Raw genomic sequence first — 14643 nt, forward strand, 5'->3', positions numbered from 1 at the left:
GGACTAAACGCGAGCGGTGAAACTGGCGAAGTAGCCGGCCGCCATGTCCTCGGCACCGTGTCCGGCCTCGGACGCGCGGGCGAACCGGGCTCGCCCGGCCTCGACGGTGTCCATCCGGACACCCGCGCGGGCCGCGGCTTCCAGCACCAGCCGGGCGTCCTTCTCGGCGTTGTCGACCGAGAAGGCGGTGGTGTAGTCGTTCTTGAGGATCGCGGCGGACTTCGCCTGGAAGTAGCCGTTGTCCATCGGCCCGCCGGTGACGACGTCGACGAAATGCCGCGGCTCGACACCGAGCCCCTCGGCCAGCGCGAGTGCCTCGCCGACGCCGTGGGTCAGCGCGATCACCCAGGTGTTCAGCACCAGTTTGAGCCTGCTCGCCGCGCCGGTGCGGCCGTCTTCGCCGACCCACAGCGTGCGCTTGCCGATGGCGTCGAACAGCGGCTGGACGGACTCGCGCGCCTCGGTGGTGCCCGCCGCCAGCACGATCAGCTGGCCCAGCTCGGCGGGCTGACGGGTGCCCTGCACCGGTGCGTCGACGAAGACGAGGCCGTGCTCGTCGGCGTACGCGACCAGTTCGTCGACCGCGTCGCCGACGGTGCTGAGCTGGACCCAGATCGTTCCGGCGGCGGGGGCGGCCGCGCTGATCGCCTCCAGTACCGCCGGGCCGTCGCTCCCGGTCACCGCCGCCGCCAACGCGATCCCCGAGCTGATCGACCGGGTCGTCTACATCGCCGCGCAGTGCCCCGCGGACCGCGCGCCCGGCGAATACCCGGCGCTGCCCGAGTGGTCGTCGTCCGCTCTCTTCCCCGCGCTGGCACCGCTCCTCGTCGGTGCCCCGTCGCGCCAGGGTTTCGTCCGGGTCAACTGGCGTGGTGCCGACCGCGCCCAGCGCGACGCGCTGCGGAAGGCCATCTCCGGCGAACTCACCGAAGAGCAGTTCCTTCAGGTCGTCGTGACGAGCCAGCCGGACGAGGTGTTCTGGCTGACCGGGCAGGAATGGGACCAGCGCGCCGACAAGGACTCCTGGGGCCGGATCCCGCGCACGTACGTCAGGCTGACCGAGGACCGGTCGATGCCGCTCGCCGCGCAGGACCTCTACCTCGCCGAGGGCGACGCGCTGGCCCCGGACAACCCGTTCGGCGTCCGCGACCTCGCGAGCAGTCACGCCGGGTTCTTCCGGCGGCCCGCCGAGCCGGCCGGGATCCTCGACGACCTCAGCGTCCGAGCAGGCGCCGGATCTCGGTGACGGCCGCGCGGCCCGCCCGGTTCGCGCCGACGGTACTGGCGGACGGGCCGTAGCCGACCAGGTGCAGCCGCGGCTCGGCGACGACGCGGGTGCCGTCCATCCGGATGCCCCCGCCGGCCGCGCGCAGGCGCAGCGGCGCGAGGTGGTCGATCGCGGCACGGAACCCGGTGGCCCACAAGATGACGTCGGCGGGCTCGAAGGTGCCGTCCGCCCATTCCACGCCGTCCGGCGTGATCCGCTGGAACATCGGGCGGCGGTCGAGGATCCCCGCGTCGAGGCCGGCGCGCACTTCCGGCGTCACCGCCAGGTCGGTCACGCTGACGACACTCTTCGGCGGCAGGCCCTCGCGGACCCGCCGATCGACCTTCGCGACGGCCTCCCGGCCCCAGTTCTCGCTGAACGGCTCGTCACGCCACACCGGCGGGCGCCGCGTCACCCAGCGCGTCGAGCGCGCGAAGGGCGCGATCTCCAGCAACAGCTGGACGGCCGACGCGCCACCGCCGACCACGACGGCACGTTTGCCGCGGAAGTCGCCGGTTCCGGTGTAGTCGGCGGTGTGCAGCTGGCGGCCGCGGAAGGTTTCCTGCCCCGGGTAGTACGGCCAGAACGGGCGGTCCCAGGTACCGGTCGCGCTGATCACCGCACGCGCGGCCCAGGTTTCCGCCGCGCTCGCCACGACCAGCCGATCGTCCTCGGCGCTCACCGACAGGACGTCGACGGGCCGATGGACCGGAAGGTCGTAGGTGCGCTCGAACCGGCCGAAGTACTCGGCGACGGCCTCGGCCGCGGGCTGTTTCGGATCCGGGGTGCCGAAGGACATGCCGGGAAGGTCGTAGACGCCGTGGACCTTCTCCATCACCAACGAAGGCCATCGGTACTGCCACGCGCCACCGGGCCGTTTGCCGTGGTCGAGCACGACGAAACCCGCCTCGTTGGCGAATCCCGCGCGGCGCAGGTGATACGCCGCCGACAGACCCGCCTGGCCCGCCCCGATCACCGCCACGTCGACTTCGTGATCCGCCTTCATACCGGGTTCAACGGCTGGGCGAAGCGGCTATTTCGTCCGCTGCGTCACAGCCCGCACGATCGCGACGACCAGGAGCACCCCGGCGAGCGCCACCAGCACCGGCGCCACGCGTTTGACCACGGATCCGCCCGCGTACTCCATCAGGTCGATGGCTTCGCCCTCCGTCACCGGCTTGACCGCTTGCAACGGCGGGCGTTCCTGGGGTTTCTCGGGCTCGGGCGTGGTGGCGAGCTTGCCGGACAGGCAGTCCGCGAACGAGTCGAGGATCTTGCCGCCGACCTCGGAGATCATCCCGCGCCCGAACTGCGCCGGCTTGCCGGTGACCGCCAGCTCCGTGGCGACGGCGCCATGGGTGACGCCGCCCTTCTCGGTCAGGGTGAGCGTCACCGTCGCGGAGGCCGTGCCCGCTCCCCGCGCGTCCTTGCCCGCTGCCTTGATCACCACCTTCTTGGCGTCGGCGTCCTTCTCGACGAAGTGGCCGGTTCCCTTGTAGAGCAGGGAGATCGGCCCGAGCTTGACCTTCACCGTGCCTTTGAAGGCGTCCCCGTCGACTTCGGTGACGGTGGCGCCCGGCATGCACGGCGCCACTCGTTCCGGGTCGACGACGGCCTTCCAGACCTCGCCGACCGGGGCGGGAACGGTGAATTCGTGGTCGAGCCGCACGGGCCGACCTCCTCTCTGGTATCTAAGAACCCGCCGCGGCGAGGACCGCCCGGCCGGTCAGCACCCGCGCGAGGTGCTGCCGGTATTCGACGTCGGAGTTGCCGTCGGCCGTGGGGTTCGTGCCCTCGGCCGCGCGTTCGGCCGCGCCGCGGATCGCCTCGGCGGTGGCCGCGCAGCCGACCAAGGCCTCCTCGACCCCGGCCGCCCGTACCGGGGTCGAGCCCATGTTGGTCAGCGCGACCCGCGCCTCCTCGATGGTGCCCGCCTCGGTGCGGACACAGGCCGCGACCGCGACCATCGACCACGCCTGCGCGACCCGGTTGAACTTCTCGTAGTGGGCCTGCCAGCCGGTGTGCTTCGGCACCCGGACCTCGACCAGGAGTTCGTCCGCGGCGAGCGCGGTGGTGAACATGTCCTGGAAAAAGTCCGCCGCGGCGACCGTCCGCCGTCCGCCCGGCCCGGCGACGACGAGTTCGCAGCCGAGCGCGAGCACGGGAGCCAGCAGGTCACCGGCGGGATCGGCGTGCGCGATGGCACCGCCGAACGTGCCGCGGTGGCGGATCTGCGGATCGGCCACCGTGTCGGTGGCGGCCTTGAGCAACGCGGCGTGCTCGGCGACCAGCGCGTCCCGCTGGACGTCGTAATGCGTGGTCATCGAGCCGATCACCAGCGCGTCGCCGTCCTCACGGACGCCACGCAGCTCGGCGATCTTCCCGAGGTCCACCAGCGTGGTCGGCGTGGCGAGCCGCATCCGCAGCACCGGAAGCAGGCTTTGCCCGCCCGCCAGGACCTTGGCGTCCTCGCCCGCCTCGGCGAGCGCACTGATCGCTTCGTCCACTGTGGACGGGGCGACGTAGTCGAACGGGGCCGGGATCACTGGGCACCTCCGGTGGCGTCGATCGAACCGAGACCGCCACCCGCTTCGGAGCCCAGCCCGCCCGCGGCGGCCGACCCGTGCTGGATGGCATGCCAGACCCGCATCGGGGTCAACGGCATTTCGATGTCGTTCACCCCGAAGTGCCGGACGGCGTCGACCACGGCGTTGACCACCGCCGGGGTCGAGGCGATCGTTCCCGCCTCTCCGACTCCCTTGGCGCCCAACGGGTTCGTCGTCGACGGTGTCTCGGTGCGGTCGGTGGTGAAACTGGGCAGATCCGCCGCCGACGGGAGCAGGTAGTCGGCGAAGGTCCCGGTGGTCAGCGTGCCGCCTTCGTCGTGGACGGCCTCCTCGAACAACGCCTGCGCGATGCCCTGCGCGAGCCCGCCGTGCACCTGGCCCTCGACGATCAGCGGGTTGACGGCCACGCCGACGTCGTCGACGCAGACATAGGAGCGCAACCGCACGCGCCCGGTCTCGGTGTCGACCTCGGCCGCGCACAGATGCGTGCCGTGCGGGAACGAGAAGTTCTCCGGATCGAACGTGTCCGACGAATCCAGCGACGGTTCGACCCCGTCCGGCAGGTTGTGCGCCGAGAACACGGCCCACGCGATGTCCTGGATGGACGTCGAGGAATCCGTGCCCTTGACCGAGAACTCGCCCGCCGAGAATTCGAGGTCGTCCTCGGCACACTCCATCAGATGCGCCGCGATCGGCTTGGCCTTGGCGAGCACCTTGTCCGCCGCCTTGACCACCGCGATCCCGCCGACCACCAGCGACCGGGAGCCGTAGGTGTCCATGCCCTTGTGCGAGGACTGGGTGTCACCGTGGATGACCTCGATGTCCTCGTACGGGACGCCGAGTTTGTCGGCGACGATCTGGCTCCACGCCGTCTCGTGGCCCTGGCCGTGCGCGGAGGCGCCGGTGATGACCTCGATCTTGCCGGTGGGCAGCACACGGATCTCCGCGTGCTCCCAGCCGCCCGCCGCGTAGTCCAGCGAGCCGAGCACCCGCGACGGCGCGAGACCGCACATCTCGGTGAACGTCGAGATGCCGATGCCGAGCTGGACCGGGTCGCCCGATTCCCGCCGTTCCTTCTGCTCGCGGCGGAGCCCGTCGTAGTCGAAGAGCTCCTTGGCCTTGGCTGTCGCGGCCTCGTAGTTGCCCGAGTCGTAGGTCAGCCCGGCCACCGTGGTGAACGGGAACTCCTCGTGCTTGATCCAGTTCTTCTCGCGGATCTCCATCGGGTCCATGCCCAGTTCGACGGCGAGTTCGTCCATCATCCGCTCGATCCCGAACGTGGCCTCCGGCCGCCCGGCGCCGCGATACGCGTCGGTGAGCGTGGTGTTGGTGAACACGTTGGTGCAGGCGAAGTGGTACGCCGGGAACTTGTAGATCGCGTTGAACATGAACGCGCCGAGGATCGGCACGCCGGGGCCGACGAGGCCGAGGTACGCGCCCATGTCGGCGAGCAGTTCGACCTTGAGGCCGGTCACCGTGCCGTCGCGGTTCGCGGTGATGGTGATGTCCTGGATCTGGTCGCGGCCGTGGTGCGCGGCGACCATCGTCTCCGAACGGGACTCGGTCCACTTGACCGGTTTGCCGAGCCGCTGCGCGACGAGCGTCGACATCATCTCTTCGGGCAGCACGGCGATCTTGCCGCCGAACCCGCCGCCGACGTCGGGCGCGATCACCCGCACCTTGTGCTCGGGAAGACCGAGCGTGGCCGCGGTCATCGTCTTGAGGATATGCGGGACCTGGGTGGCCGACCACATGACCAGCTGATTGCCCGTCGGGTCCACGACGCACGCCCGCGGTTCCATGAACGCCGGCACCAACCGCTGCTGACGGAACCGCCGCTTGAGCACGACTTCGGAGTTCGAGATCGCGTCTTCGACACTGGAACCCGTTCCCGCGTCGGCGGAATCGAAGACCCAGAACGCGTTCCGGTTCGTGCCGAGATCCTCGTGCACCAGCGGCGCGCCCTCGGCGAGCGCGTTCTCCAGGCCGAGGACGACCGGCAGCTCGTCGTAGTCGACGTCGATCATTTCAAGGGCATCGTGTGCCTCGGCCGAGGTGCGGGCGACGACCACCGCGACCCCCTCACCGGCGAAGTTCACCGTGTCCGAGGCGAGGATGGGCCGTCTCGGCGACTTCATGTCCGGCGTGATCGGCCACGCGCAAGGCATGCCGATGGCGCCCTCGGGGTCGAGGTCCTTCCCGGTGAACACCGCGACCACACCGGGCGCGGACTTCGCCTCGGTGATGTCGATCGAGACGACCTTGGCGTGCGCGAACGGGCTGCGGAGCACCGCGAGGTGCAGCATGCCGGGCAGGGTCAGGTTGTCGGTCCAGCGGGTCCTGCCGGTGATGAGGCGCTCGTCCTCCTTGCGGCGACGGGACTTGCCTACCTCCGGTTCGATCGTGGAGGTCATCACTCACCACCCGCGCCGACACGGGAAGCGGTGTCCGAAGCGAGCCGCTCGGCCTCGGGACCGGCGCCGGGCCGCATCTCGTGGGCGACGTCGCGCACCGCGCGGACGATGTTCTGGTAGCCCGTGCAGCGGCACAGGTTGCCTTCGAGGCCTTCACGGACCGCCTTCTCGTCCGGATCGGGATTGTCGGCGAGCAGGTCGATCGACTGCATGATCATGCCGGGGGTGCAGAAACCGCACTGGAGCGCGTGGTTCTCGTGGAAGGCCTTCTGAACGGGATGCAGTTCGCCGTCGCGGGCGAGTCCCTCGATCGTGGTGACCTCGCAGCCGTCGGCCTGGACCGCGAGTACCGAACAGGATTTCACGCTGTGCCCGTCGAGGTGGACGGTGCAGGCACCGCAGTTGCTGGTGTCGCAGCCGACCACGGTGCCTACCTTCCCGAGCCGTTCGCGCAGATGGTGCACGAGGAGGGTGCGGGGCTCGACGTCGTCTGTGTAGCAGGTGCCGTCGACGGTGACGGTGATGCGCATCAGGCCTCCAAAAGCAAGAGAAACCCCGCGCTGGTCCGGGGTCGTTCGGGAGCGGCCGGTCATTCGGTTGTCACGGACCGACCCCGGAGCGACCGTGATCGGACTCACAGTCGAGCGTGCTACTTAGGTCCTGCCAGGGCAACCCCCACCAGGGGGTGACTCGCCAACAGGTGCGCAGATGCGGTGTCAGGGAAGAGAAAACGACGCAGATGCGGGGAAAGCGAGAGTGTCCTTTAGGTACAGACTCGTGAGTGGTAAGGACGGTTAGAACCGTCCTTACCACTCACGAGGCCAGACGGCGTTCGCGCCGGTGACCACGGTTGCGACCCGGTCGCCGGGGATCTCGTGCACGGTCAGCGCAGCCAGGCCGGCGGCTCCCGCGGGTTCCGGCAGGACACCGAGGGTTTCCGCGCCCAGCCGCATGGCCGCGCGCAGATCGTCGTCCTCGACCAGCACGAAGTCGTCCACGAGCGACCGCAGGCGCCGGACGGATTCGGGTTCTGGGGTGCGGATCGAAATGCCACCGGCGAACCAGTTGGCCCGGTCGACGGTGACCGGCTCACCGGCCCGCCAGCTCGTCGCCATCGCCCGAGCCGACGTAGTCCCGACGCCGACGATCCGGACGTCCGGCGTATGCGCCTTGAGCCAGAGCGCGACGCCGGCGATCAGCGCGCCGTCGCCGACCGGGAGCACGACCGTGTCGATCGCGCCCGCCCCCGCCAGTTCCAGCCCGATCGTGCCAGCCCCTTCGGAGATCGCGGGCTCACGGCCGTCGACCACGAAGACACGGTCCGGCGCTTCCGCGGCGAAGGCGGCCGCGGCGTCCTTCGCCTCGCCCTCCACCCGGCGCACCCGCGCCCCCAAGGTCTTCATCCGCCGCAGTTTGACCGGGGAGATGTCGGCCGGGACGAACACCTCGGCCCGCAAACCGCGCTTCCTGGCGGCGAAAGCGACGGCCTGCCCGAAGTTGCCGCTGGTCCCGCACACCATCGTGGTGCCCGGCTCCAGCCCGGCCGCGAAGTAGTCCGCGCCCCGGCCCTTGAAGCTGCGCAAGGGATTCAGCGTCTCGATCTTCACCAGCACGTTCCGGCCGAGCCGCTCGTTCAGCTGTTCGTCGCTGTACTGCGGGGAGTCCAGGAAAACGGGATCGATCACCTTCGCCGCCTCGGCGACGTTGTCCAGCTTCAGGTCGATGTCGGTCATGACGTTCAAGCTAGGCGGGGAGCCGATCACGGCGATTGTAAATTTTCCCGCCCGCGTGCAAAATTCTTGCGTGCCTCTCGACGAGATCGACCATCGGCTGCTCGACCTCGTCCAGGCCGACGCCGCCCGCCCCCTGCACGATCTGGGCGACGCCATCGGCCTCTCCCCGAGCGCGGTCCAGCGGCGGCTGACCCGGCTTCGCGCCGCGGGCGTGATCCGCGCCGAGGTCGCCGTGCTCGATCCGGAGACGCTCGGGGCGGGGATGACGTCGGTCATCCTGGTCGCGCTGACCGACGACGACGAAAAGCACCACACGGCCTTCCGCGAGCGGATGCTGGCCGAGCCCCGCGTCCAGCACTGCTACAGCATCGTCGGGCAGTGGGACTACGTCGTCGTCCTGCTCACCCCGGATCTCAAGGCAAGCCGGTACCTGTCCAGGAAACTGTTCGACAAGCACGTCAAACGGTTCGAAACCCTGCCCGCCTTCGAAGTGGTCAAGTCGAGCCAGGCGGTCCCGGTGCCCGGCGTCAGCCGTGGATCCGGCCGCTGAGTTCGGCGAGCCGCGACCCCGAACCGCCCCACCGCAGCGCGATGATCTCCGCCGCGATCGACACCGCGGTCTCCTCGGGGGTCCGCGCGCCGAGATCGAGGCCGATCGGCGACGAAAGCCGGTCCAGTTCCGCCTCGGTGATCCCGGCTTCACGCAGCCGCGCGAACCGGTCGTCGTGGGTCTTGCGCGAGCCCATCGCGCCGACGTAGCCGACGTCGAGGCGCAACGCGACCTCCAGCAACGGCACGTCGAACTTCGGGTCGTGGGTGAGCACGGCGATCGCGGTCCTGCCGTCGACCCGGCCCGCGTCGGCTTCGGCCTTGAGGTAGCGATGCGGCCAGTCGACGACGACCTCGTCCGCGTCGGGGAACCGGCTCTTCGTCGCGAACACGGGCCGCGCGTCGCAGACCGTGACCTGGTAGCCGAGGTACGCGCCCATCTTCGCCATCGCGGCGGCGAAGTCGATCGCGCCGAAGACCAGCAGGCGCGCGGGCGGTTCGAAGGAATTGACGAAGACCGTCATCCCCTCGCCGCGGCGCTGCCCGTCCGGCCCGTAGTGCAGGGTGCCCGTGCGGCCGCCGGCGAGCATGCCGCGCGCGTCGTCGACGACGGCGTCGTCCATCCGCGACGAGCCGAGCGAACCCGCGACGCGATCCGGCCAGACGATCAGCTGCTCGCCGACCAGGCCGTCCCGTTCGTGTTCGATCACCGTGACCACGGCGACCGGCTGTCCACTGTGGACCGATTCGACGACGTCGCCGAACTCCGGCATCGAGTCGCGGTCGATGTGCTGGACGTAGATGTCGATGATCCCGCCGCAGGTCAGCCCGACGGCGAACGCGTCGTCGTCGGACACGCCGTAGCGCTGCAGCACGGGCGCGCGTTCGGCGACCACCTGCTGCGCGAGCTCGTAGACGGCGCCTTCGACGCAGCCGCCGGAAACGCTGCCGGTGACCGTGCCGTCCGGGGCGACGAGCATCGCCGCGCCCGGGCTCCGCGGCGCCGACGAGAACGTCGCCACCACGGTGCCGACCCCCACCGTCTCGCCTGCCGCCCAGCGGCGGTGCAGTTCGTCCAGTACGTCACGCATCGGCGATCTCCACCAGCAGTCGTTCCAATGTGGCCAAGCTGTGCCCGGCGAGCAGCCGATCGAGGTACGGGAGCGCGGCCACGATGCCGGACTGCACGGGAGCGTAACCCGCCCGCCCCGCGTGCGGATTCACCCAGAATACGACGTGCGCGAGCCGCCGCAGCCTGGCGAGCTGCTCGCCGAGCAGGCCGGGGTCGCCCCGTTCCCAGCCGTCGGAGAACACGGTGACCACGGATCGCCTGGCCACACCGCGTTGTCCCCACCGGTCCAGGAACGCCCGCAAGGTCTCGCCGAGCCTCGTCCCGCCCGCGAAATCGGGGACCGCGGCGGCCGCGGCGAGCATCGCGTGCTCGGGATCGCGCAGCCGGAGCTGGCGGGAGACCCTGGTGAGCCGGGTGCCCAGGGTGAACACCTCGACCCTGCCCGGAGCGCGCCGCGCCACGACGTGCGCGAACCGCAACAGGGAGTCGGCGTACGGCCCCATCGAGCCGGAGACGTCGATCAGGAGGACGACGCGGCGCGGTTTGACCCCCTTCCGCCGGTACGCCAGGCGCACGGGCTCGCCGCCCCCGGCCAGCATCGCGCGGAGCGTGCGCGAGGGATCGAGCGTGCCCCGGCGGGCCGCGCGACGGCGCGGGGACGACCGCACCGGGAGCGCGGGGCGCAGTTTCGCGAGCAGTTCCCGCAGGTGAGCGCGTTCGGCGACACTCAGCTCGGCGAGATCGCGGTGCCGCAGGACCTCTTCCTCGCTCGCCGCCACGCGGAGCTCGTCGGGATCCGCGGCGGACTCGCCTTGGCCCGCCTGCGCGAGTGTGGCGATCCTGGCGCGCTTCGGGGCCGCTTCCCGGCCGCGCCGCCGTGACCCGGTTTCCTTTCCGGCGAACCAGCCGTCGAACGCGGCGTCGTAGCGCGGAACGTCGTCGGGATCAGCGCACAGCGTCAGCCGTCCGGCCCAGTACAGCTGGTCCGGATCGGCCAGATCGATCTCGCCGACGGCTTCGAGGTACGCCCGCATTCGGTGCGCGTCGCACGGCAAACCGGCTTCGCGCAATGCCTCCGCGAAGCCGACGAAGCCCGCCAGTGGATCGCTCACTCCCCCATTGTGCGCGCGTTTCGTCCTCTGAATGCGGTACTTGCGCGTGCAAGTACCGCATCCAGAGGACGAAACGCGGGGTCAGCGGCGCGCGAAGACCGGGGTTTTCTCGCGCAGGGGGCCGATGCCACCCATGAAGGCGGCGAGAGCGGTCAGCTGCGGAAACCGGTCCGAAATCCGGAGCGGGAGCGGCACGGTCCGCTCGTTCAGGGTCCCGTCGAGAGCGGGCTCGATGAGCATCTTGTGCTCCTCCAGCTGCTGCTTCTGGGCGAGCGAAACGGCCACCGATCGCCTGCGCTGCACGCGGGCGAGATCCCGTGCGGTCAGCGTTCCGCGCAGCAGCGGGGCGGCGAGGATCCGCGCGGCCGCGACCGCGTCCTGCACCGCGATGTTGATGCCCATGCCGCCGACCGGCGACATCGCGTGCGCGGCGTCGCCGATGCAGAGCACCCGGCCGGAGTACCAGTGCGGGAGCTTGGACATCCGCACCTTCAGCAGTTTGACGTCGTCCCAGCCGCGGATCTCGCTCAACTGCTCGTCGTTCCAGCCGAACAGGCCGCCGATCCGCTCCCGGAACTTCTCGATCCCTTCGGCTCGGTGCGCGGCGTCCTGCCCCTTCCTGATCAGGTACGAGGTCTGGAAGTAGTCGCCACGGTCCATCGTCACGCCGGCGAGCCCGCCCTCGAACCGGCCGAACACCTGCGCTTCCTTGCCGGTGTCTTCGAGTTTCGGCACCCGGACCCACCAGACGTCCATCGGCACCTCGTACTCCTTCGGCACGAGTCCCGCCTCGGCGCGGATCAGCGAGTCCCGGCCGTCACAGCCGACCACGAGCGGCGCGGCCAGTTCCCGCTCCTCGCCGTCGGAATCGCGATAACGCACGCCGCCACCGTCGCGCAGGCCGAGCACCTCGGCCCCCATGCGCAGGGTGAACGTGGGTTCCTCGGCCGCGGCTTCGGCGAGCAGGTTCAGGAAATCCCATTGCGGGACCATCGCGATGTATTTGTGCGGCCCCGGAACGCGGCTGAAATCGGCGGCGACGATGGTCGCGTCGCCGATCAGCATCCGCATCTTCTCCAGCCGTCGCGACGGCAATTCCGCGAAGCGCTCGCCGAGCCCGAGTTCGTCGAGCAGCATCAGCGTCGGCGGATGCACCGTGTCACCACGGAAATCGCGGAAGAAATCCTTGTGCTTTTCGAGAACGGTGACCTCGACCCCGGCTCGCGCCAACAGGAGCCCGAGCACCATCCCCGCCGGACCGCCCCCCACCACACAGCACTGTGTACGTTCCATAGTCGAGTTGTAGCGCGTGGAATGGGACGTCGCCACGTCTTCGGCCGCGAAGGGGACCTAGGTCCTAAGGCCCGCGATGAGGACGCCGACCATCTTGCGCGCGTTGTAGCGCGGATCGCTTTCGGCGCCGATACAGAGGTTCCCGACGCCGCGCATGACTTCGAGCGCCTCCAGATCGGAGCGGATCTCGCCCGCCTCCGCCGCCGCGTCGAGCAACCGGGCGCACACCGGCAGGAGGGTGTCGAGGAAGTAGGCGTGCAGAGTCTCGAATCCGGCGTTGTCGGACTGCAGTACCGCCGCCAGACCGTGTTTGGTGACCAGGAAATCGACGAAGAGGTCGACCCAGCGCCGCAACGCCTCATAGGGGGAAGCGCTCGACGCCAGCAGCTCCGGCCCGGCTTCGGCGCACGCGTCGACCTGATGCCGGTAGACGGCGATGATGAGGTCGGCCCTCGTCGGGAAGTGCCGGTAGATCGTGCCCATCCCGACCCCCGCCTTGGCCGCGATGTCGCGGACCGGTGCCTCGACGCCCGAGGTGACGAAGACCGCGGCGGCGGCGTCGAGCAAGGTCTTCTCGTTGCGGCGGGCGTCCGCGCGTTTGGACTTGGTGCCCTCTTCACTCATCACGCCACTCCTCTGCCACCGGACTTGCCAAACGGAACACTGCTCCGTATCGTTAGCGGAGCAACGTTCCGCTTGCTCATTTTGCCATGGAGGACATCGTCATGCGGTACCGCACCTTGGGCAGGACCGGCGTGCAGGTCAGCACCCTCGCGCTCGGCGCGATGAACTTCGGCGCGATCGGGCGCACCACCAAGGACGAGGCCACCGCCATCGTCGACGCCGCGCTGGCTGGCGGGATCAACCTCATCGACACCGCGGACATGTACAGCGCAGGCCAGTCGGAGGAAATGGTCGGGAAGGCCATCGCGGGCCGCCGCGAGGACATCGTGCTGGCCACGAAGGCGAGCATGCCGATGGGCGACGAGCGCAACCACCAGGGCGCTTCACGTCGCTGGCTGGTCACCGAACTGGACAACAGCCTGCGCCGCCTCGGGGTCGACCACGTCGACCTCTACCAGGTCCACCGCTGGGACCCGAAGACCAGCGACGAAGAAACCCTTTCCGCGCTGACGGATCTGCGACAGGCGGGGAAGATCCGGTATTTCGGTTCGTCGACGTTCCCCGCGTATCGCATCGTGCAGGCCCAGTGGGCCGCCAGCGAACTCCGCCTTGGCCGCTACGTCACCGAGCAGCCCAGCTACTCGATCCTCCAACGCGGGATCGAAACGCAGGTCCTGCCCGTGACCGAGGAATACGGGATGGGCGTGCTCGCGTGGAGCCCGCTGGCGTCCGGCTGGCTGTCCGGCGCGGTCCGGGAAGGCCGGGAGATCAGCACGAACCGATCGGCCGTCCTGCCCCAGCGTTTCGACCTGGCCCGGCCCGCCAACCGGGCCCGGCTGGAAGCCGTCGAACGGCTGGTCAAGGTCGCCGACCAGGCCGGGCTGAGCCTGATCCAGCTCGCGCTCGGCTTCGTCGTCGCGCATCCGGGGGTGACGAGCGCGATCATCGGCCCCCGCACGCTGGACCACCTCGAGTCGCAACTCGCCGCCGCGGACACCGTGCTTTCCGCCGACGTCCTCGACGCGATCGACGAGATCGTCGCCCCGGGCACCGACCTCGCCCCGGAGGAGAAGCACGACACCCCGCCCGCCCTGCTCGACGCGTCACTGCGGCGCCGCTGACGCTCAGGCGAGCAGTGTGTCCAGCTTGGCCCGGACCCTGTCCAGGTCTTCGCTGTACTTGAGGACCGAACCGAGGGTCCGGGCGGCGGTCGCGGCGTCCAATTCGGACATCCCGAGCGCGAGGAGCGCCTGAGCCCAATCGAGGGATTCCGCCACCCCGGGCGGTTTCAGCAACTCCATCGCGCGAAGCCGGTGCACCGCCGTCGCGACCTGTGCCGCGAGCGCCTCGCCCAGGTTCGGGATCTTGCGGCGCAGGATCTCGATCTCGCGGCCGAGGTCCGGATGTTCGAGCCAGTGATAGAGACAGCGGCGCTTCAGCGCGTCGTGCACCTCCCGCGTCCGGTTGGAGGTGAGCACCACAAGCGGCGGATGCTCGGCGCGCACCTCGCCGAACTCGGGGATCGTCACCGCGTTCTCGTCGAGGAGTTGCAGCAGGAAGGCCTCGAATTCGTCGTCGGCCCGGTCGATCTCGTCGACCAGCAGGACACACGGAGCGGTCTGCAACGCCTTCAGCAGCGGCCGGGAGAGCAGGAAGCGTTCGGTGTAGAGGGACTGTTCGGCGGCCTCGACGTCGAGGCCGCCGTCACCCGCGGCTTCCAGCGCGCGCAAATGCAGCAACTGGCGGGGGAAGTCCCATTCGTACAGTGCCTGCGCCGCGTCGATCCCTTCGTGACACTGGAGCCGGATGAGCGGTATGCCGAGCGCTTCGGCCAGTCCCAGCGCGAGCGAAGTCTTGCCGGTGCCCGGTTCGCCCTCGCAGAACAGCGGGCGGCCGAGCGCCACGGCGAGGAACCCTGCCGTGGCGATGCCGTCGTCGGCGAGGTAGCCGACCGTTTCGAGGGCTTCGGCCAGTTTCTCGGGCGATTCGACGGTCACGTGCCGATCGTAAGC

At 69.9% G+C, this 14643-nt stretch carries 15 protein-coding genes; 3 read left to right on the forward strand and 12 right to left on the reverse strand.

Going from position 1 to position 14643, the window contains the following annotated elements:
• Window positions 1–3 precede the first annotated feature (3 nt).
• Window positions 4–681, reverse strand: coding sequence for an NAD(P)-dependent oxidoreductase (locus tag AC0685_RS12805; RefSeq protein WP_478225660.1), 678 nt, complete (start codon window positions 679–681; stop codon window positions 4–6).
• Between AC0685_RS12805 and AC0685_RS12810 the strand changes: the two genes are divergently transcribed.
• Entirely contained in the window at window positions 596–1246 is a 651-nt protein-coding gene (locus tag AC0685_RS12810) for an alpha/beta hydrolase (RefSeq protein ID WP_478225661.1), read from the forward strand. The genes AC0685_RS12805 and AC0685_RS12810 overlap by 86 nt on opposite strands.
• Here the strand turns inward: AC0685_RS12810 and AC0685_RS12815 are convergent.
• From AC0685_RS12815 to AC0685_RS12840, 6 genes are all read right to left on the reverse strand, one after another.
• Complete coding sequence (locus AC0685_RS12815) at window positions 1215–2273, reverse strand: NAD(P)-binding domain-containing protein (RefSeq protein WP_478225662.1); 1059 nt, start codon at window positions 2271–2273, stop codon at window positions 1215–1217. The two genes, AC0685_RS12810 and AC0685_RS12815, sit on opposite strands and share 32 nt — an antisense overlap.
• A gap of 27 nt (window positions 2274–2300) precedes the next feature.
• A complete protein-coding gene (locus tag AC0685_RS12820) occupies window positions 2301–2936 on the reverse strand; it encodes an SRPBCC family protein (protein WP_478225663.1) in 636 nt (211 codons plus the stop codon).
• 22 nt (window positions 2937–2958) lie between these two features.
• A complete protein-coding gene (locus tag AC0685_RS12825) occupies window positions 2959–3813 on the reverse strand; it encodes an FAD binding domain-containing protein (RefSeq protein WP_478225664.1) in 855 nt (284 codons plus the stop codon).
• The gene (locus tag AC0685_RS12830; protein ID WP_478225665.1) at window positions 3810–6248 is read right to left on the reverse strand and encodes a xanthine dehydrogenase family protein molybdopterin-binding subunit; all 2439 of its coding nucleotides are present in this window, start codon (window positions 6246–6248) and stop codon (window positions 3810–3812) included. The genes AC0685_RS12825 and AC0685_RS12830 overlap by 4 nt, the downstream gene beginning before the upstream one ends.
• Entirely contained in the window at window positions 6248–6778 is a 531-nt protein-coding gene (locus AC0685_RS12835; protein WP_478225666.1) for a (2Fe-2S)-binding protein, read from the reverse strand. Before AC0685_RS12835 ends, AC0685_RS12830 begins: the two co-directional genes overlap by 1 nt.
• Before the next feature lie 276 nt (window positions 6779–7054).
• Complete coding sequence (locus tag AC0685_RS12840) at window positions 7055–7981, reverse strand: threonine ammonia-lyase (protein ID WP_478225667.1); 927 nt, start codon at window positions 7979–7981, stop codon at window positions 7055–7057.
• A 70-nt stretch (window positions 7982–8051) separates the two neighbouring features.
• Between AC0685_RS12840 and AC0685_RS12845 the strand changes: the two genes are divergently transcribed.
• Window positions 8052–8531, forward strand: coding sequence for an Lrp/AsnC family transcriptional regulator (locus tag AC0685_RS12845; RefSeq protein ID WP_478225668.1), 480 nt, complete (start codon window positions 8052–8054; stop codon window positions 8529–8531).
• On the opposite strand, the gene AC0685_RS12850 is transcribed toward AC0685_RS12845, so the two are convergent.
• From AC0685_RS12850 to AC0685_RS12865, 4 genes are all read right to left on the reverse strand, one after another.
• Window positions 8509–9621 carry an XdhC family protein gene (locus tag AC0685_RS12850; protein ID WP_478225669.1) on the reverse strand — a complete coding sequence of 371 codons (1113 nt, stop codon included), beginning with the start codon at window positions 9619–9621 and terminating at the stop codon, window positions 8509–8511. The genes AC0685_RS12845 and AC0685_RS12850 overlap by 23 nt on opposite strands.
• Window positions 9614–10714, reverse strand: coding sequence for a vWA domain-containing protein (locus tag AC0685_RS12855; protein ID WP_478225670.1), 1101 nt, complete (start codon window positions 10712–10714; stop codon window positions 9614–9616). The genes AC0685_RS12850 and AC0685_RS12855 overlap by 8 nt, the downstream gene beginning before the upstream one ends.
• Window positions 10715–10795: 81 nt before the next feature.
• On the reverse strand, window positions 10796–12007 hold the full coding sequence (locus tag AC0685_RS12860; protein ID WP_478225671.1) for an FAD-dependent oxidoreductase: 1212 nt from the start codon (window positions 12005–12007) through the stop codon (window positions 10796–10798).
• 57 nt (window positions 12008–12064) lie between these two features.
• Window positions 12065–12631, reverse strand: coding sequence for a TetR/AcrR family transcriptional regulator (locus tag AC0685_RS12865; protein WP_478225672.1), 567 nt, complete (start codon window positions 12629–12631; stop codon window positions 12065–12067).
• A gap of 101 nt (window positions 12632–12732) precedes the next feature.
• Between AC0685_RS12865 and AC0685_RS12870 the strand changes: the two genes are divergently transcribed.
• Window positions 12733–13752, forward strand: a complete 1020-nt coding sequence (locus tag AC0685_RS12870) for an aldo/keto reductase (RefSeq protein WP_478225857.1) — start codon at window positions 12733–12735, stop codon at window positions 13750–13752.
• A 3-nt stretch (window positions 13753–13755) separates the two neighbouring features.
• On the opposite strand, the gene AC0685_RS12875 is transcribed toward AC0685_RS12870, so the two are convergent.
• Entirely contained in the window at window positions 13756–14628 is an 873-nt protein-coding gene (locus AC0685_RS12875) for an AAA family ATPase (protein ID WP_478225673.1), read from the reverse strand.
• Window positions 14629–14643 lie beyond the last annotated feature (15 nt).

The sequence above is a fragment of the Amycolatopsis sp. NPDC043889 genome, assembly GCF_056435645.1.